Below are 19,359 nucleotides of genomic sequence, written 5' to 3'. Positions count from 1 at the left end.
TCCCCTTCTTATACTAAGTTCTTCCAAACTTAGCCTTTTCCTATTTATATATTCCCATCTTCCCAGTATTCAAAACCATTTAGATACTGAGATTTTTCATAAGCCAATACGTACTTAGAGACAGCCATCATGTCTGCTTTCCCTGGCAAGACACTCTGGACAATCTTTGGCAGATACTCTGTGTATTTAACTTCGAAAACCATCTTTTCTGGATCAATGACTGGAATTGTTGGTAAGTCTGGATCAAAAATATCAAAACTTCCAACCGCTACTCTAACATTTTGGTCAAAGGTTAAGCGAACTGTTCCAAAGTCATAGACCCACGGCTCTCGCTCATAGTCAACGATGGTCCGTGGACGCATCATGTTACTAACGCATTCATAGTAAAATTCCTGACAGAGAGGATATGGACTTTTTAAGAGAAAGTCATAGTCCCCATCAATAATTTTATAAAATTCTTCAACGGTTAGAGGTGCATCCTCTTTCAAAATGTAGGTATCTACCTTTTTCTTACGCTCTAGTTTGATACTATTGGTACCGAAATTATAGATACGAATCCGATATTTTTTACGAACTAGAATACCTGCATCTTTTTCAGCATAGGCACTATTCCAATAGTCATCAAAATAAAGACTCCTAATGGTATAACCACCATTTGTCGCATGCTTATCCAATTGAATCAAATGTTTAAAACGCTCAGTTAGCAGAGCCTTTTCTGGTTCACCAATGACATATTTCAACTCATGACGAAAGGGCTTCTCTTTAGTCTTCATAGCCATCTACCCCAATTTTTCCATCTTCAAGAACAAAGAAGCTCATGATACCAAATTGTTTTGAATTATCACTATTGACATAGTAGTCAAAGGCACGTTGTGATTGTCCAGCTTCATTAGTTGCAGTCACACGTACAAAATATTGTCCCTTAGGCAAGGTATCTGTTTCAGCACTGAGAGTTTTGAGACCAGATTTTTCAAAGACCTTGTCTTTAAATTCATAGTCCTTAGCTAACTCAACTGTGTAAGTCAACCTGCTGTTATTGAAGTCGTAAGAGGCACCCCAACTTAATTTCAATTTGTTATTGGCCACTTCCGGCTTATTGATAAAGAATGGTTGTGGTTTTTCAAGACTTGTTTTGTAAATCTTGTAGTTGTTCTCCAACTCATTTGGCAAATCTGCCAAAATCTTGTCGTAATTATCAGGTGTTGTCTTAGCATGCATTTGGTCAGGCATCTTAGCTAGGTAAGGTTTAATGACTGCTGCGTATTCATTACTCATTGAAGAAATCTTGTCACCAGTAATTGTCTTACGTAGCTCATCCATCTTCTCATCTAGTCCCTTGCGGAACTCTTTTGATTTGAGCAAACGTTGGAAAAGTTGGTTACCCCAATAGTTGCTGACACCGACTTCCCAGCTATTGGCTTGGTCGCTGTCCTTACTTACCAAACGACGTTCATTCTTCATCAAGATACTATCGTTATCCCAAGGAATGATGTACCATTTGGTTGAGTTTTGTGGGCTATAGAGATACATGTTACGACTCTGTGTATCATCATTACCAAGCAACATCTGGAAGGCCATCCAATATTGGATATTCTCAGGATCTACATACTTGTCCATGATAGTTTCAATCTTCACTGATGGATCATTGAGCTTGGTTAGAAAATCAATAAGTTTGGTGTGATCATGGCTACCTTTAATTTCCAAAAGTTTCTCGAATTTATCCTTATCGAATTTAGGATCATCTTCTTTAACAATCGTATCTTCATAGCGGAAGAATTCGAAGAAGTTTGGTTTATAAAGGTTGGCATTTTCATCCAGACCGTGATCTTTCAGATAGTTTTTGTTAATCTGTTCGACTTGCGTGTAGAGACCATAATCTTCAAATTTACCTGAAGGATTGTCAGAGGTTTCATCTTTAACATAGAGGTGAACAAAACTCGTTCTAGCACCCATGAGTTGTGGAATTTCTTCCATTAGATCATAGGACAACTTATTTCTAAAGCGAAGGGCTTCAGTCTGGTGTTTGTTAAGGTTGATCGTACGTTGACCGTTCCACTCACCCTTGTTCTTTTTAATCTTGATTTTGTAGTTCTTTTGGGCGTTCTTACTTGAACTTTCCCCACGAATCTGAACACTGGCATTTGGCACGTCTTGGTCATAACCTAACTCACCAGAGACAGGACCGTCCTCGTTACCTACTTGGAGGAGCCCTGCTACTTGATATCGTTTAACATGCATTTTCTGATAATCTTCAACGGAATATTGATTGACCTCAGACCATGAGTGATTTTGATTTTCTGTAGCATCTCCTCGACGTACTGTCAGGTACATGGTCGTTACCTTTGTATGATCCTTATCATAGAGGCTCTTCTTATCTCTTAAGTGCAAATTCGTGATATCAGTAGTTGCTTGTTTATCTACTTTTTTAGTTGTCACACCATTTTTTGTTTGCTCCTTAGTCCCGCATGCTGTAAAACCAAAGACCGTACAGAGCAACAAAACTGCTGCTAAACTCTTTTTCCTATTCATTTCCCCCACCTCTTTTGTACGTTTTCTAAACGCTCAGTCCATTTTTCAAAATAGCCCACGTCTTTCTTAGATACCATGGCTTGGCTTCCTAAGAAATGATACTGAAGATCACTTGTGTATTTATCGATTTCCTGACCACTTTCAATAAAAAGAACAAGAGAAGAAATCAAGAAGGCGTAGCCTAGGAAGGCTGAGTCCAAGAACTGAGAACCAAAACTCAAAACTACTGTCAAAATAGCAAAGTGTTTGGCAAGTTTCTTGGCCCCCTTATAATCTGCAAAATACATCAATAGCAAGATATTTACATTACCAACAGCATAGAGGCCATAAGCAAGACATAGCGTTAAAAAGTACCCATGCATTTGATTGTTAAAACCAATTGGTAAATAAGTCAAGGCCACGCTTCCGAAAAACATAATGAAAATTGTCGCTAGCAATTGTTTCCAAAAAACATATTTGAGCTCGTTACTCATGACATCCAGCATTTGAGTTTCAGCTTCCTGGATATCCGAAAGACTTCCCTCTTCATTGTAGAGGTTAAAATAACGTCGGAAATGCGGATAGAAGGAAACCTCGACAGACATAACGAAATTAAGTGTTGATACTAAAGTCGTTAAGTAGGCTAGCATGGCTGGCACATCGTAGACTGGAGCTGTACGGAAGAAGCCGTCAAAACTCTTACTAATTGGCCCAAACCAGTTAATAATAATATGAGCAAAGAGTGCTACCAACATGTAAAGCCCTGTCTTGGCAAGATCAGAAAATTGATCAAACCATTTCAAAAACTCAAAGGACATTTTAAGATTAGATGGGAAATAGTCATGGATGAGACGAACCATCCAAAACATCATTCCACCGTATCCCAAACAAACACTTAGGAAGATACCATACTTTTGATGTAGGAAAATACTAAGTAACCCAGAGACAATCGTCACACCAATCGCTAAAAAGAAACCTTTGATAATTTCTTTATAGGATTTAATCGCTGTCAAGTAGGTAATCACATTCCAAACGAGACAGAGCTCACCAAAGAGCAAAACTCCCATAGCCACTTCTGCTAAGCTTCGACTAGCCAATGCTAGATAAATCGCATACAGCGGTGTCCCAATCATAAGCATCAAGGCACTCGACGCATAAAATGAAGGGATAATAGTCTCAAATTTCTTCTCGTAGAGCATGTCTGCAACAAAGCGGGTTACCACCAGAGAAAAGAGACTGGTAATCACAAGTGAAAAGATGATAGCGTAGGTTAAGTTCGAAAGAATATAATCACGCTCATTTTCACTGATTCCCGCGACCATTGTCAGAACAACGACACCAGCTGTAAGTAAAATCCCCAAAAGCATAGGACCGGTATAAACAATTCCAGCATAAGCGTAGGCCTTTTGTTTTGAAAAAAGGCTATCCTCGTTGTAAATTTTACGTAATTCAAATCCAATACCGGCCATTAAACAGCCACCTCCTCATATAAGCGTCGGTACTGACCGATCATTTGCGGATATTGATATATCGCTTCAACACGCTTACGCGCAATTTCACCCATTTCAAGACGTCTAGCATCATTAATCGCCATCTTCTTCATAGCTTCTGCAAGAGGCCCTGTACAAGTAGGTGGCGCACAAAATCCTGCAATCCCTAGATTGTCATCCTCACGACCTTCTAGCAATTCTCGACAACATCCGACATCTGTCGTCACACAAGGACGACTAGCTGCCATTGATTCTAAAACAGAAAGTGGCAAACCTTCAGAAAGGCTGGTCAAAAGCGTAAAATCAATTTTCTTCATATATTCTCGAATATTAACACGACCAGTGAATAGGAGACGATCTCCCAAATCCATCTTATCGGCCAAGCTAAAACACTCATCCGCATATTCTTGGTCATCTATACCACCCATGATATGCAAACGAACGTTTGGCACTTGCTGAGCCAGTTCGTAGAAAGAATACAACATGGTTTTGATGTCCTTAATTGGAGCCAAACGTACCACGGCTCCAATATCAATCCAACCATCTGGTTCTTTCAAAGGAATTTGAGAAAAGGCATCGTAGTCAATCCCGTTTGAAATAACCTGACATTTCTCTGGATCACAACCCATCTCGATCTGAATTTCCTTGGCCTTAGTAAAGAGGCTGGTAATTTTTTGAGCATTTTGATAAATCGCATCAGACAACATATAGAAGAACCTTACCCACTGTTGGCGCATTGTAGGTAAAACCCACTTGGCACGAAGCAATTCTTCCTCACGTTCACGCGTATAAATCCCGTGTTCAGTTAAGAAGAGAGGTTTGTCATAAGTCAAACTTCCCAAAGTTGCAAGAATACCACCATAACCTGTAGAGATTGAGTGGTAAACATCTGCTTCAGGAGGTGGACAAGATAAAATATTTAAAAGTGGAAACAGCATAGAACGGATCGTGTGAAAAACATCTGAAAAAGATAGCTGCGTGTAGCGCTCACTACAGAGATCCTTCAAGACCTGAAAAAAGGCCTCACTACTCAAGAGATCGTTAGGAACGACCTTACCATCCTGTAAAATTTTAAACAAGACTTTCCAATCAGGTTGTTGACAAAAAACCATATCTTTAAGGGCTTGTTTTTCCTCATCTGTAAACTGATGTGGCTCTATGTCTTCTTCTTTATCTGGCACAACATAGTCCAAAAAGACTTCGTGTACTTCTACGACATTTTCAGGAAGTTCATAAACAAACTTTCCCTTTTGCTCATGTGTTGCCCCCACAACCCAGAGAACAAATTCATGCTCTTTCATTTCTGTAATATATTGATGCATCCAAGTAGAGACACCACCGTGAACATACGGATAGGACCCTTCAAGAATTAAACATATCTTCATCGGCATTTTCCCCTATTTTGCCTTATTTTAATGTGATGGTGACTGACTTATTCGTAGCCTCCAATAGGTAAAGATCACCCGTTAAATGCGTAACCTTACCATTTTTTACCTTCTTAACCTCGTTTTGATTTAAACGAACCATAAGGTAAGCATGATCATGAAAATTCTCAAGATCAATTTTTAGGGCGTCTTTGGTATATTTTTGAGAAACTTTCAAAATACCGTAACGCTGAACAGCACCTGCTAATTCTGAACCTGTTAGATTCCTGAGCGAAGGTGACATATTGTGGACCCAACTAACTTCCTTGTCCAAGGCCTTATACATCTTTGCCCAACCCAATTCTGCACCACGATCGACATCAAGAACATCATCAGGGTGAAGGAAATGGTTATTGACATAGTGCATATTCATTTCAGAAAAGACCGTCATCTGTGAAAAATCGTCCCAAACCGCACCAGAAACTGTACGTGGCTCTTCAATCATTCCATCAGGTGACACTTCAAACTCTTGCGAATAAGTGAAATCTCCTGGGAAATAGTTACTTGAGATAGCCTTGATTTCTGGGAAATCATTAACGATTACCTCTCGCCCTTCTTTTGAAAGGATATTTGATGGTGGAACGTATACTGATTTTTGCGCTTTAGGAAAGAGTTGGTTGACAAAACGAATCAACTCAGACAGACTGGCCTTCATAGCAGCCTTATCCTTCCAAGTCTTGTAGCTGGCATACTTTTCACCATAATTAACAGATGAAGGACTCAAAGGTTGGTGGTTGTAACCATGATAACCAAGTTCACCACCATTAGCCAAAAGCGAATTTCCAAAATACTTGAAACGATCTAAATCATTTTGTTGAACAATTTTACCATCTGTCTGGGCCTCATAGTTTTCGATGACCACACCTGTATGAACAATACCATACTTTTCATGTAGTTTTAGAAGGTCTGGCCACCAAACATTGGTATAAAATTCAGACACAGACATGTCATAGTCACGTTTAACGAAACGACCATCTCCGGCTGGAACAGGTGATGGGAAATCATCTATATAATAGGTAGAACCATTGATTACTGGATAAACTGTCGCTTCAGTCAAAAGACTATAGGAAGCAGCATAAATACCACGAACATTACGCTCATAAATTCCAAGGTTATCAACGACAAACTTCCCTTTGCCGTATGATTTTTCCCAAATCAACGGTGTATGAGAATCATCTGTTGTTTTAGCATGTACCTTAACATCACTTTCAAGAGAGACTTTTCTGGCTGACTCAAAAGATTCTTCAATTTTATAATTGCGTCCCCCACCAATCATGAAGTCAGGATCTACGTAGATTTCCTTGACCTCATCCATCTCAAAATTGGAATAACTTACGCCGAGATTATGATCAATGGCATCCAGATTACTTTCTTTCCCCATAGTTACTGCAAAAAGTGTTTGACCACCTTTTTCAGTCCAATCCATGAGAGGCTGAACCTGGTCCTCCATTCGAGAAAGGTCAGTGACAAGAAGGACTACTTTTTTATAGTCTGAAAGTGAATAGGACTCGTGTTTAGCCACATCGACTAACTTAGCTCCCATACGCATATCTTTTAAAATTTGCTCGAACTGTTTCCAAGCCCTTTGACTCGTCTCGTTTTCACTATCATAAAGAACCAGTGTATCTTTATCTAAATCCTTGACCACTGAGGCCGTAGATGGTACTTTTCCTGTAAGATAGGCTTCCTTACCTTGAGTTGGGTACCATTCCCCCTTCTTTTGAACAAAGAGTCCGATGGCCAAACACAAAATAAGGCCAACCCCTAGCAAGGTTTCTTTTCGGATAACATTCTTTTTACCTAATTTCATGCCATCACCTCTTTTCCTTGCCAGAAGTTCAAGAGATCTTGCTTGTCCTTAGAAAGAACAACCTGTTTGCCTTGCATCTCACGAATCATGTTTTTAAATTCATCAAACTGACCAGTTTGATAGTAATATTCCAAATACAAATAATACACATCATCCGCATTTGATTTAATTGAAAGCTGCGTCAAATGCTTTTGAGCCAAATCATACAAACCAAGAGCTAGTTCATTATGGATAACTCTCACTAAGTCTTTAGCAGTCGTTCCGTGACTAAGTTTCTGTAAGAGACGTTCCTCGTACTCCTTACGAAGCAAACCTTCCATTTGTTTACTTAGAAGTTCTTTAGAGAGGTAATCTTCCATAAAATCACAATACTCGGTTAAGAGGTCAAAGTCTGCTTCACCTTTTTCAAAACGTTTCTCAAAGGCACTCAACTTCTCATCGTATTGACTTGAAATTTCAGAAATAAAGGTTGTCGCATAGTGAACAATTTCACTGTCCTCATTTAAGCGAGCCAAGTAGAGCAAATCCATAAAATGAGATGGATCATTATTAGCCAATCCCATCAATTGCTGACGAGCTTCCTTAGCCTTATTCAAATAGAGAGATTCTTCAAGAGGAACGATGTCTTCTTCAACCAATTCCTTAGGACGTTGAAAATCATCGATATTTCCAAAATCAATGGTCAAATCTTTAATTTTGCCGCCAACTGCTGCTTCTTGACCACGACGGTGTCTACCAGGATTTGGCTTAGAAATCATATGAATCAGACCGGCACCAAAGAAAGGTAAAGCAATTGGGAAAATCAAGTAAAAAATGGTTAAATCTGATCTGCCACTAACAATAGCTTTATAGACAAGTGCTATAGATAGGAAGTAACAAACCGCTAAAATACTAGTAATTAGGACTGGAATCATTGTGCAACCCTCCCTTGATGACTAGCTTGTTCAAGAAGTTCTGCCTTTTCAATGAAAGAACGACTCATTTTTGAAAGAACCTCAAGCTCGTTTAACACTTTAGTAGACATGGCTTCAAAAGGAACAGCCTCTACCCAAATGATAAAGGTACCCTCTGCCTTGGTCTTAACTTCCATGGCATAAGCTGGACGATTCTCAAGCAATGATTTATTAGCCCAGACACGTCCATGACCGAAGGCATCTCCAACTTCTTTAAAATCTGTCAAAGATACTTGCTTCTTATCGTTATCTCCCAAAAGGAGCTCATATTGGAAAGGACCACCACCATAAAGTGAAACAGGAGCATTCAAAATCTCTGAAACCAAATCAAGCGTCTGTCTGAGAACCTTCTCAACACTAGCATGATCTAAAGTCACAAAGTAAGAATAGGCTTTTCCAAGACCATCTTGACTTGCTAACAAGGCATTTTTCAGGTCTTTATTTTCATTGAGTAATGTATGGTAGGATTGATTAAGGATAAGATAGTCTTCCTTAACTGTTTCCAATTGTTTGTCTAGTTGTAGCTTGTCATCTTTTTTCTTCATTTCCACAAAACCACAAACAACAGCGATAAAGATATAGGCAATAAAAGCAACCCAACGATCCGTATTATATAGAAGTAATTGCCAGCTAGTTCCAGACAAAATTTGACTAATTGTCAAACCAATAATTGCAAGGACTGCTGAGAACAAGCCATAACCCATACCCAAAACTGTACTAATCAAGACAACAAAGAGCAAACGTAGGTCGATCAATTGAAACTGTAACTGACCTTGAGTCATATATCGAAAAGCTTCAAAGACTAAGAAAGTCACGACAACAGCAGCAAGTTTCTTATTTCTCTTTTGCTTAACGATATTATCTACGATATTGCGGAACTTAGAAACACGTAAAGAACCTTTTCGCTGCTTTTGATAGTCTTCGTAAATATCTGGCAAGTCACGCACCAAGGCATAACGCATAAACCAAGCGAATCGATCACGCAAATCATGGTGCTTTTCAGGATCGTTATCATATTTCCTAATTCTTCTTTCCTCTAAGAAATGAACCTGCTTGTTAGGGAAATATTTATCCAAAGCTTGCAAGAGCTCACCAAAAGTCAGTTGGAAGGGATCCGGAATAATAATACTTTCATAGATGTCATTCCATCGCTCACATAATTTGTGAAGCAAATCTCCCAAGTCAGATAGACTGATAAAAGTCGCCTGACTTTGTGATGACTCCTTCAACTCCACCTGCTCATGATCGTCTAAACGTACAAACAGTTTATATAGATAATCTTCTTTATTAATGACTGAATAAAGAAAGGGACTATGCAGAACTTTAAGGTTGACCCCAAATTCTCGAGTCCAAGATAATAAGGTATCCTTAGTTGTCGTCTGTAAGCTTCGTTTCCCATCCTCAAGGACAGGACCTGTAATGTAAAGTAAACGTTTGTTTTTTCTATCTTTAAGACACTCTAACAATCTGATGAGATTTTCAATCTCCCCTGAACTTTCATGTCCATAATTGAGATATTCCGAAAAATAGATGATTTGATCATAATCATGAAAATCAAAAACATCTTCTAATTGATTGTTCTCATAATGTTTGGTATATACGGTGATTTTATTCTTACGAGAGTTCTTTACACCTGTATGACCAAAAATAAAAACTGCTTGATTAGGAAACGTTTTCAAAATGAAATCGTTTGTTAATCCAGCAGTATTACCAAGTATCAAAATATTCATAAACTTCTCCCCACTTTTAAGAGTGTCCCCTTAACTACACTCTCTACCCATTCTAATCATTAGTCTCAAGTATTTCCCAATAATCTCAAGACCACCATGTAATGCCTTTCTTAAGAAAGCTCTTTGAAAGTTATGGCCTCCTCCCCAATGAGTGAGCACGTAACTCTCATCTGAATCTCTTTCGAAGATTCTTAAAGATTTTAAAAATATAAGAAAGAACAAGATCATTCTAAATAAACATTAACGTAAATTAATATTATTAAAGAATAGATTAAATTAACTAACTAAATATCTTGTTATGTTGATTAGCTTCCCCAAGAAATCACAAACTAACCAGATCACTTTAGATTATCTAACACCTGTTAAACCTTATTTAAAGGTATTTCTTCTTACTCTATCAATCTAAAATGACTCTAGTTTTATATTTACATCGTCACTTTTATTATAGCAATTTATTCTTATTTTTCAACTCCTTTCAAAGGTTTTCACCAAAAGAATTTATCTATAGCTAGTAGTTTTTATCCTTAAATCACTCAATCCATAGGCTTTACAAGTGTTTAAAGTCAGAAAATTCATATTATTTATTTTCAAAACAAAAAAACAGAATTCAAAAAAAATTAAATTCTGTTACTTTGATATTATTAAATTGAAAGTAATATTAAATCTTTTTAAGCTTCTACAGCCGCTTTGAGGGCATCTACCTTGTCCAATTTTTCCCATGGAAGATCGATGTCCGTACGTCCCATGTGACCATAGGCCGCTGTTTGACGATAGATAGGACGTTTAAGATCCAGCATTTGAATGATACCTGCCGGACGCAAGTCAAAGAGATCGCGGACAGCAGCTTCAAGTTTACTTTCAGCAACTGTCGCCGTTCCGAAAGTATCAACACGGACAGACACAGGGTTAGCAACACCGATAGCATAAGCCAATTGTACTTCTGCTTTCTTAGCAAGACCAGCAGCTACGATGTTTTTGGCAATGTAGCGAGCTGCATATGAAGCTGAACGGTCAACCTTAGTGGCATCCTTACCTGAGAAGGCACCACCACCGTGTCTTGAGTAGCCACCATAAGTATCAACAATGATCTTACGACCAGTCAAACCAGAGTCCCCTTGAGGTCCTCCGATAACAAAACGACCTGTTGGGTTGATAAAGAACTTAGTCTCATCATCCAAGTATTCGGCTGGAATAACTGCCTTAATGACTTTTTCAATGACATCTTGACGAATTTGGTCGTTAGTCGCTTCAGGATCGTGTTGCGTTGAGATAACGACTGTATCAACACGTACTGGTTGGTCATTCTCATCATACTCAACGGTAACCTGAGATTTAGCATCTGGACGAAGGTATGAAATCTCACCAGATTTACGCAAATCTGCCAATTTTTTAACCAATTTATGTGAAAGGCTAACTGGAAGTGGCATAAACTCTGGAGTTTCGTCAATAGCAAAACCAAACATCAAACCTTGGTCACCAGCTCCGATAAGATCAAGTGGGTCTTGATCACCAGTTCCACGAACTTCAAGTGCTTCATTGACACCTTGAGCAATATCTGGTGATTGTTCAATCAATGATGGGTGAACCCCTACAGATTCTGCCGCAAAGCCGTATTCTGCATTGTTATAACCAATTTCAGCGATAGTATCACGAACCACACGGTTAATGTCCACATAAGCTGTTGTAGAAACTTCACCGAAAACATGGACAGAACCAGTGTAGACAGCTGTTTCTGCTGCAACGTGTGCATCTGGATCCTCTGCTAAAATCGCATCAAGAATGGCATCTGAAATTTGGTCTGCAATTTTATCTGGATGCCCCTCAGATACTGATTCAGACGTGAAAAGTTTACGTTCTGACATATAAAATGTCCCCCTTTTAATATGAAAAATAGTATTAGATAGCACGGATTTAACCGTCTCCTAATAGGTAAAACGCTATGCTCCTGGTAGAGCTAAACGCCGTTAAAAAGTTACAAAGAACCAACAGCCAACTCTAGGATGACTGTTGCCTTATCGGGACTTAATAACTACCTTCCATTATATCATGTTTTTTCAGTCTAGTCATATAGTTATTTATTATCAAGCCTTATCAATAATTTATAGTGAGCATTTTACCATCTTTTGTATTATACTTAGGATATGAAAACTTATGAACACGTTTATGACATCTTATCGAAGAGTCCTGACTTTGTAACGGGAGAGAGCTTTGCTAAAAGCCTTGGTGTCTCACGGACAGCCATTTGGAAGGCAATTCAAACACTTCAAGAACAAGGAATTGACATTACCAGTGTCCGCAAGAAAGGCTACTATTTAGAAAAGGGAGATATTCTTCTTCCTCAAGACATCTCTAAGCAACTCAACATTCCAGTCTACTTTAATCCAGATTCTAACTCTACCCAACTAGATGCTAAACATGGCATGGAAAAGAATAATCCGACGCCTGCACTTTACCTGGCATCAAGTCAAAAGGCAGCCAAAGGACGATTTGAACGTCACTTCTTTGCCAGTCCACAAGGTGGTATCTACATGAGTATCCACTTAAAGCCCAACTGTCATTTTGAGGAATTACCTCCTTATACGATGATGGCGGCCGCTGCTATTGTCAAAGCTATCCAGCGTCTAACCGGAATCAATACAGAAATTAAATGGGTTAATGACATTTACCTCAACAACAAAAAAATGGCTGGTATCCTTACCGAAGCCATTAGTTCTATCGAATCTGGTCGCATCACAGATGTCATTATCGGGGTTGGGCTTAACTTCTCAATCACTGATTTTCCTGAAGAGTTAGCTAATAAAGCTACTAGTCTTTTTACTTCTGAAAAACCAAGCATCACTCGAAACCAGCTCATTTCAGAAATTTGGAAACTCTTTTTAACTATTCCTACTAGCGATTTGGTCAAAGTCTATAAAGAAAAGTCCCTCGTTTTAGACAAACAAGTGACCTTTGAACAAGCTGGAAGGACTTATACTGGTATTGCCAAGGAAATTGGCGATAAGGGCCAACTTCTCGTTCTTACTGATGATGGTCAGGAAAAATGGTTGACCGCTGGCGAAGTGAGCCTTACTTCTTGGTAGACTTATCGGCTGCACGCGCAATGCGTGAAACAACATAGGTTGTCCAAAGACGACGAAACAGTAAATACCCAAAAAAGGCGGTAAAAAAGTAATAGCCGTGCTGTAAACTGTAATTAAAACAAACCGTTTCAAAAATAGTTTCAAGCGTAATAAACAAAATTTGTTGAATCATAGGATTATTATATCAATAGATAGAGCCTAGGACAAGCAGTCTAGGCTCTTTTCATTTTTACACGGATGGAACAGCTTCAGAAATCTATCAAATTACACTGGACAGCCTCGCTTTTGTGTTTCTTGGCTCGGACCTAAAAAGGTCCAGTGGACCTTTTTAGTCCTCTATTTCTACTACATCAGAGAGAAACTCGAGTTCTTGAGGGATATACTCTTCACGATCTTCTTTTTCCAATTCTTCTTTGGATTTGAGACTGCGTGCAAATTCTGTTCGGAGTTTTTCAAATTCTGCTTTTGGAACAGCCATAATATTTGGTGAGAAACCGGCAGCTGAACTCATGATATTACCAAACATATCATTAAGATCACTGCGTTTCATAACCTGTTCAGCATTGAAGGCAGCATTAAATGCCAGAATAGCATTTTCCTGATTGGCCAGTACAGGTTCGGAACCATTCAAAAGTGCCCTATTTTGTGGGCTGATAGAATCCAAGATTTCAGGCCAAGTTGCCTTTAGGGCATCCAGACACTGGCGTGATTTCTGAGGATTTTCCATGGTTTCACGCATAATCGTGAGAATCTTTTCACGATCCACCTTGTACTGATAAGCAGGTTTGACTTTTCGAGTTGGTGCTACTTCTCCTTGGACTTTGCCCTCTTTAAGAGCTTTACGTAGACCTTCTACCTCGCGACGAAGACTATCTAACTCTTCTTGTAAATTCCCTGGGATTTCTTGTGAAACCTGAGTATGAGTCTCTGACAATTTTATAGTCAGCATTTCCGCATAGATTTTAGGATGTGTTCCAGTTTTAATTTCTGGCAAGGCACTTGTAACCAAGTCAATCAATTGGAAAAGTCGGTCTTGCTCCAGAGAAAGATTCTCCTCAAAAAGGGGACTATGGTGACTGTTCTCTCCGCCCGCTTTGACAATCAAAAGGTCACGGAAATACTCCAAGAGATCAGTCGCAAAACGGCTCATAGACTTACCATTATCAAAAAGAGTTTCGAGATTTGATAAAGCTTGCGTAGTCTCTTGATTGCGAACGTTAGCGACAAAACTGTCTAAGGCTGTTAAACCAATAGAACCAGTGATTTCTTCAGCTACGGCTTGGCTGACATGATTGTCAGGAGACAGACTCAGTGCTTGGTCTAAGATTGACAAAGCATCACGCATACCACCTTCCGCACGACGAGCAATAATGGTCAAAGCCTCATCATCAAAGGTCAATCCTTCTTTTTCCAGAATTGAAGCCAAATGCTCTTTAATAGCTCCCTGCTTGATCGATTTAAACTCAAAACGTTGAACGCGAGAAAGGATGGTTGCAGGAATCTTATGTAATTCAGTGGTCGCTAGGATAAAGACCACACTTTCAGTTGGTTCTTCCAAAGTCTTCAAAAGAGCATTGAAGGCACCTGTCGAAAGCATGTGAACCTCGTCGATAATATAGACCTTGTAAGTCGCACGACTTGGGGCATAGGTTGACTTATCACGAATCTCACGAATCTCATCTACACCATTATTGGAAGCCGCATCAATCTCGATAACATCTTCAAGACTTCCGTTTGTAATATCGCGACAAATATCGCAGTGATTACAAGGCTCACCATCAACTTGATTAGGACAGTTCATAGCCTTGGCAAAGATTTTTGCTGCACTGGTTTTACCGGTACCACGTGGCCCAGAAAAGAGATAGGCATGGCTGATTTTCCCCGACTCTACCGCCTGTCTGAGCGTGGTTGAAATCACTTTTTGACCAACCATTTCGCCAAAGGTCTGACTACGGTATTTACGATATAAGGCTTGATACATTAGTTTACCTCAAACATTCCAAATGTAAGCTCGGTTTTCTCAAGTAAAATTTTGACAAATGCTTCAAGATAATCTTGGTCTACTTGGTTATAGTCTCCTACTTGGTGAGAATCCAAATCGAGAACACCAACTAATTTGCCATCTTTGACCATTGGTACAACAATTTCACTTCGAGCAGCGGAATCACAAGCGATGTAGTTAGCGTATTTGGTGACATCTTCGACAATTAGAGTTCTATTTTCTGCTGCAGACTGACCACAAACACCCTTACCTAGGGCAATTCGAACACAAGAAACATTACCTTGGAAAGGGCCAAGGATTAACTCATTCTTAACATTATCCATCAGGTAGAAGCCTGTAAACACAGAATTCGGCAGGGTTGTATTCAATAGAGCTGAGGCATTAGAAAAGTTGGCCAAAGCATTGTCTTCATTGGCAAAAAGCACCTTAGCCTGTGCTAGCATTAATTCATAGGCTGATTTTTTTTCTTCGTTAGTCATAACTACCATTATAGCAAAGATTGGTTCTTAAAACTAAGATTGACCTACCTTTTCTCCTTCCCTTTCATTTAAAAATAATTCAAGATCTTGAACGACATTTTCAGGATATTCTGGACTAGAAATCTGATAGAACTTAACAGTCATTCGATTTCTGAACCAGGTTAATTGCCGTTTAGCAAATCGACGCGTATTTTGCTTGAGTTTTTCCAAGGCTTCGTTCAAGGTTTGGTTTCCAGCAAAATAAGGAAACAACTCCTTGTAGCCTATACCACGAGCTGATTGGGCATCAGGATAATTATCGTACAGCCACTTAGCCTCTTCCAAGAGACCATGTTCAACCATCTTGTCTACTCGTGTATTAATTCGGTCATAGATTAAGGAACGTTCATCATCTAATCCGATAAGAAAGGGATCATAAGTCGTCTCAGTATTTTCAAGATTCTCCGAAAAACGATGAAGCTCAAGTGCTCTAATAGCACGACGACGGTTAATCTCTTTAATCTCAATACCTAAGCGATCAATTTTTTCAAAAAGTTCCTGATCAGATAATTGCTCTAATTCCGAGCGATAGGCTAAAACCTGCTCCTGATCTACCTGTCCCCCTAGGTGATACCCTTCTAGGAGACTTTGTAAATAGAGACCTGTTCCTCCTACTACAATAGGCAGCTTACCACGACTAACGATATCTGTAATGGCAGCCTCTGCCTCTGCCACAAAATCATAAGCTGAATAGGTCTCATCAACATCGCGAACATCAATCAGATGGTGCACTGCTGCCGCTTGCTCTTCAGGAGTGGCCTTGGCGGTTCCTATATTCAATTGTCGGTAAACCTGCTGGCTATCTCCTGAAATAATTTCGCCATTAAAACGCTTGGCCAATTCAATTCCAAGCGCTGTTTTTCCCACAGCAGTAGGACCAGCTACTACAATAAGTTTGGTTTTCATAATGTTTTCACTTGCTATTCTAGATATTTTTTTAGATAATATAAGCATATTATAACATATACGGAGGATAGTCTCATGGCTAAAAAACATTCATTCGCTAAAGGTGTCGCTACTGGCGTTATCGGAACTGCTGCTACTGTAGCAGGTGCTGTCTTCGCAGTTAAGAAAACCATTATCGAACCAGAAGAAAAGAAATTGGCTTTCATCGAAGAAAACCGTAAAAAAGCAGCTCGTCGTCGTGTAAGCCGCTAATAATGAGAACCAGGGAAACCTGGTTTTTTACTGTTATTTTTAACTCTTCATCTATGACTAGGAACGGAGCCAAATTTGAAAAGAAAAAAATATAATATCATCACCTTCTCTTTGCTAGCTTTCTTCTTTCTCTTCGTTTTTTTATCAAAACATTTAAAAGAACCTGTAAAGCCAGCAGCAAAAACGCATCACATCTCTCACAGCCTTTCATCAAAAAGAAGCTCTTCTCATAAAAAAGAGAACACTAAATCATCAACTACTACTTCGACGGAAGATCATAAGACGGATGCTAAAGACAAAAATAAGCATCAAGCATCTCCTTCTGCTCAAGAAGCAAATCAAAAACAAAACAACCAAACACCTCATCAAGATGGAAATCAAGAAAAGTCCAAGCCTGCTGAAGGCGGACGAGGTTGGGGCGGACCAGAAGATGGCTCCTATGCCACTAACGGAGGAGGCGGTGGAGGTCACGATGCAGCCTTCGCCGCAGGTGCTGGTGGAGGAAGCAATCACGCAAGCTCAACTGATCAGAGCAATGAGTGGGTTAACGACGTTGATAACAATCCTTACGAGTACCCACAAGCTTCATCAAGCACAGATACAACTGCCAATTCCAATTAATGAGATAACAGAATACTTAACATCACTAGTATTCTATCCGAAACCCTAGTTAGGACTAATCCTGACTAGGGTTTTGCATATCAAAAAAACACCTATAATTCAATAGGCGTCAAATACATTTAGCTTAAATTTTGGAAACTAGCTTAAAACCTTTTCGTTACAAACCCAAAAAGAACATAGCGATAAAACAAATGTGGACAAAATGCTTTAAAACCGCATGGTTAAAGGCTTAAAAATGTCCCCTGCCGGAATCGAACCAGCAACGACTCCTTAGGAGGGAGTTGTTATATCCATTTAACTAAGAGGACTTATGAAAAAATCTGCCACGAGGACAGATTTTTTATGTGAAATCTGTAAATTATTTACGGATTTCTTTGATACGTGCAGCTTTACCTTGCAAAGCACGCAAGTAGTAAAGTTTAGCACGGCGGACTTTACCGTAGCGTACAACTTCAATCTTTTCAACACGTGGAGTGTGGATTGGGAAAGTACGTTCTACACCGATACCGCTTGAAATTTTACGAACTGTGTACATTTCTGAGATCCCTTGACCTTTGCGTGAAATAACTACACCTTCAAAAATCTGGATACGTTCGCGAGTTCCTTCGACAACTTTCGCGTGAACGCGAACAGTGTCACCAGGACGGAATGATGGGATGTCAGTACGAAGTTGACCTTCTGTCAAACTTTGGATCAATGGATTCATTTTTATATACTCCTATCTTACTAATCTTAAGAGCAACCTCTGTGTCTCAGCGGATTAGCCGTTATTTTTGTGTGTCCATTACACACTCTTAGTATTTTATCAAAAAATTATCAGGATGTCTAGTATCTTATTGCATTTCTAGCATTTTTTGTTGTCCATAAATGCTCGTCTTATGATTAATGAGATAAGCAAAAGCCATGACAATCGCATAAGGGAGTGCATTAGCGGGACCAAAGACTTCAACGCCAATGAAAATAGGTGCTAAAAGGGTATTGGTACTGCTACCAAAGACAGACAAATAGCCAAGACCTGCTACAAGTGGAATTGGAAGTCCTAGAACTGGTGCTAGAACAGCACCAAGACTTGCTCCGATAGCAAACAAAGGGGTTACTTCTCCTCCTTGGAAACCAAGAGATAAGGTAAAGACGGTCAAGAGCAATTTCAAGAGCCAATCCAATGGATAAATGGTCCCACCACCAACACTTAAAGCAATCAAATTCGTTCCAAGACCTGTATAACGTCCCTTCCACAAAATCAAAAGAAGACAGGTTAAGACGACACTTCCTAAGAGAACACGATAATAAGGATTTGGGAGCAGACTTGCTACTTTCTTTTTAGCTAGTGACAAGAGAAAAGCAAAGAGATTTCCTGCTAGACCAAAGGCCAGACCTAAAAGAGCTAACTTAATAAACGTCCCAAGGTCAATAGTTAAACTTTCAGATACAAAGTGGCTAAATTTTTCAAGACCTAAGAGATGGCTTGTCGTACTCGCCACAAAAGATGCAATAAGAGTCGGTACCAAGATTGGCAGACTTAACTGTCCTAGGGTCAAGACCTCAAGCGCAAAGAAGGTCGCAGCAATTGGTGTTTGGAAGAGTCCTCCAAAACCAGCTGCCATACCCATGGTCAAGAAAATACGTGAAGCATTCGGGAGCTTAAAATAGCGACTAAAAGCATGAGAAACTGTGGCCCCCAGCTGTACAGCAACTCCCTCACGACCTGCAGAACCCCCGAAAAGGTGGGTCAGCCATGTGGTTACAGTCACCAGTGGAATTAACCTTAGGGGGACTTGATCCTCCTCATTATGTCCAACCTTGAAAATCAAGCCCATTCCTTGTGCCGCCTTACCCCCAAACTTTTGGTAAAGGTAAACTATCAAAAGACTAGCCAAAGGAAGTGCCGGGACTAGATAAAAGAGATGGTGGTCACGAAATTCCGAGAGTCCTATCAGCACGCGCCCAAAAATAGCATCAATCAGTCCAACCAGTACCCCTAACAAGATTGCATAAAGACTTAACATTACTAAATGTAAGTAAGAAAGACCTTGACTATCACTTAATTGTCTTACTTTCATCCTAG

The 19,359-nt window shown here is 39.5% G+C and carries 17 protein-coding genes and 1 tRNA gene; 3 read left to right on the top strand and 15 right to left on the bottom strand.

All coding sequences use genetic code 11. The features are described 5' to 3' along the window. Window positions 1-44 precede the first annotated feature (44 nt). The 8 genes from SSAL8618_RS04865 to metK all read right to left on the bottom strand — a co-directional run bounded on the left by SSAL8618_RS04865 (window position 45) and on the right by metK (window position 11,777). A complete protein-coding gene (locus tag SSAL8618_RS04865; RefSeq protein WP_002883511.1) occupies window positions 45-773 on the bottom strand; it encodes a polyphosphate polymerase domain-containing protein in 729 nt (242 codons plus the stop codon). Continuing rightward, window positions 763-2,529 (bottom strand): CotH kinase family protein, encoded by a 1,767-nt coding sequence (locus SSAL8618_RS04860; RefSeq protein WP_038675877.1) that lies wholly within the window; start codon window positions 2,527-2,529, stop codon window positions 763-765. The genes SSAL8618_RS04865 and SSAL8618_RS04860 overlap by 11 nt, the downstream gene beginning before the upstream one ends. Further along, window positions 2,526-3,977, bottom strand: a complete 1,452-nt coding sequence (pelG, locus tag SSAL8618_RS04855; protein ID WP_022496455.1) for an exopolysaccharide Pel transporter PelG — start codon at window positions 3,975-3,977, stop codon at window positions 2,526-2,528. The genes SSAL8618_RS04860 and pelG overlap by 4 nt, the downstream gene beginning before the upstream one ends. After that, a complete protein-coding gene (gene pelF / locus SSAL8618_RS04850) occupies window positions 3,977-5,383 on the bottom strand; it encodes a GT4 family glycosyltransferase PelF (protein ID WP_038675874.1) in 1,407 nt (468 codons plus the stop codon). Before pelF ends, pelG begins: the two co-directional genes overlap by 1 nt. 22 nt (window positions 5,384-5,405) lie before the next feature. Continuing rightward, a complete protein-coding gene (locus tag SSAL8618_RS04845; RefSeq protein WP_038675872.1) occupies window positions 5,406-7,232 on the bottom strand; it encodes a DUF2194 domain-containing protein in 1,827 nt (608 codons plus the stop codon). Further along, window positions 7,229-8,146 (bottom strand): hypothetical protein, encoded by a 918-nt coding sequence (locus SSAL8618_RS04840; protein WP_038675870.1) that lies wholly within the window; start codon window positions 8,144-8,146, stop codon window positions 7,229-7,231. Before SSAL8618_RS04840 ends, SSAL8618_RS04845 begins: the two co-directional genes overlap by 4 nt. Further along, entirely contained in the window at window positions 8,143-9,915 is a 1,773-nt protein-coding gene (locus tag SSAL8618_RS04835) for a DUF4118 domain-containing protein (protein WP_014634399.1), read from the bottom strand. Before SSAL8618_RS04835 ends, SSAL8618_RS04840 begins: the two co-directional genes overlap by 4 nt. A gap of 668 nt (window positions 9,916-10,583) precedes the next feature. Beyond that, window positions 10,584-11,777 (bottom strand): methionine adenosyltransferase, encoded by a 1,194-nt coding sequence (metK, locus tag SSAL8618_RS04830; RefSeq protein WP_014634398.1) that lies wholly within the window; start codon window positions 11,775-11,777, stop codon window positions 10,584-10,586. A 279-nt stretch (window positions 11,778-12,056) separates the two neighbouring features. Between metK and birA the strand changes: the two genes are divergently transcribed. Beyond that, a complete protein-coding gene (gene birA, locus SSAL8618_RS04825) occupies window positions 12,057-12,995 on the top strand; it encodes a bifunctional biotin--[acetyl-CoA-carboxylase] ligase/biotin operon repressor BirA (RefSeq protein ID WP_038675868.1) in 939 nt (312 codons plus the stop codon). On the opposite strand, the gene SSAL8618_RS10355 is transcribed toward birA, so the two are convergent. The 4 genes from SSAL8618_RS10355 to miaA form a co-directional block, all read right to left on the bottom strand. Further along, complete coding sequence (locus tag SSAL8618_RS10355) at window positions 12,982-13,167, bottom strand: DUF3272 family protein (RefSeq protein WP_002883500.1); 186 nt, start codon at window positions 13,165-13,167, stop codon at window positions 12,982-12,984. The two genes, birA and SSAL8618_RS10355, sit on opposite strands and share 14 nt — an antisense overlap. Before the next feature lie 156 nt (window positions 13,168-13,323). Next, window positions 13,324-14,976, bottom strand: coding sequence for a DNA polymerase III subunit gamma/tau (dnaX, locus tag SSAL8618_RS04820; RefSeq protein ID WP_038675866.1), 1,653 nt, complete (start codon window positions 14,974-14,976; stop codon window positions 13,324-13,326). Continuing rightward, window positions 14,976-15,476, bottom strand: a complete 501-nt coding sequence (gene msrC, locus SSAL8618_RS04815) for a free L-methionine (R)-S-oxide reductase MsrC (protein ID WP_306452957.1) — start codon at window positions 15,474-15,476, stop codon at window positions 14,976-14,978. Before msrC ends, dnaX begins: the two co-directional genes overlap by 1 nt. A gap of 33 nt (window positions 15,477-15,509) precedes the next feature. Next, window positions 15,510-16,421: a tRNA (adenosine(37)-N6)-dimethylallyltransferase MiaA gene (miaA, locus tag SSAL8618_RS04810; protein ID WP_038675862.1), complete on the bottom strand. Its 912-nt coding sequence runs from the start codon at window positions 16,419-16,421 to the stop codon at window positions 15,510-15,512. Window positions 16,422-16,496: 75 nt separating this feature from the next. Here miaA and SSAL8618_RS10350 point away from each other — a divergent pair, with 75 nt between their 5' ends. Together SSAL8618_RS10350 and SSAL8618_RS04805 are read left to right on the top strand one after the other, a co-directional pair. Then, the gene (locus SSAL8618_RS10350; protein WP_002883513.1) at window positions 16,497-16,673 is read left to right on the top strand and encodes a DUF3042 family protein; all 177 of its coding nucleotides are present in this window, start codon (window positions 16,497-16,499) and stop codon (window positions 16,671-16,673) included. A gap of 75 nt (window positions 16,674-16,748) precedes the next feature. Further along, entirely contained in the window at window positions 16,749-17,294 is a 546-nt protein-coding gene (locus SSAL8618_RS04805; RefSeq protein ID WP_038675860.1) for a hypothetical protein, read from the top strand. 236 nt (window positions 17,295-17,530) lie between these two features. On the opposite strand, the gene SSAL8618_RS04800 is transcribed toward SSAL8618_RS04805, so the two are convergent. The 3 genes from SSAL8618_RS04800 to SSAL8618_RS04790 all read right to left on the bottom strand — a co-directional run bounded on the left by SSAL8618_RS04800 (window position 17,531) and on the right by SSAL8618_RS04790 (window position 19,354). Continuing rightward, window positions 17,531-17,602, bottom strand: a tRNA-Arg gene (locus tag SSAL8618_RS04800). 50 nt (window positions 17,603-17,652) lie between these two features. After that, a complete protein-coding gene (rplS, locus tag SSAL8618_RS04795; RefSeq protein WP_002883489.1) occupies window positions 17,653-18,000 on the bottom strand; it encodes a 50S ribosomal protein L19 in 348 nt (115 codons plus the stop codon). A 127-nt stretch (window positions 18,001-18,127) separates the two neighbouring features. Next, window positions 18,128-19,354, bottom strand: coding sequence for a voltage-gated chloride channel family protein (locus SSAL8618_RS04790; protein ID WP_038675858.1), 1,227 nt, complete (start codon window positions 19,352-19,354; stop codon window positions 18,128-18,130). Window positions 19,355-19,359 lie beyond the last annotated feature (5 nt).

Origin of the sequence: Streptococcus salivarius (assembly GCF_000785515.1) — a bacterium.
Taxonomy (GTDB): Bacteria; Bacillota; Bacilli; order Lactobacillales; family Streptococcaceae; genus Streptococcus; species Streptococcus salivarius.
This window is presented reverse-complemented; position numbering and strand designations above follow the sequence as displayed.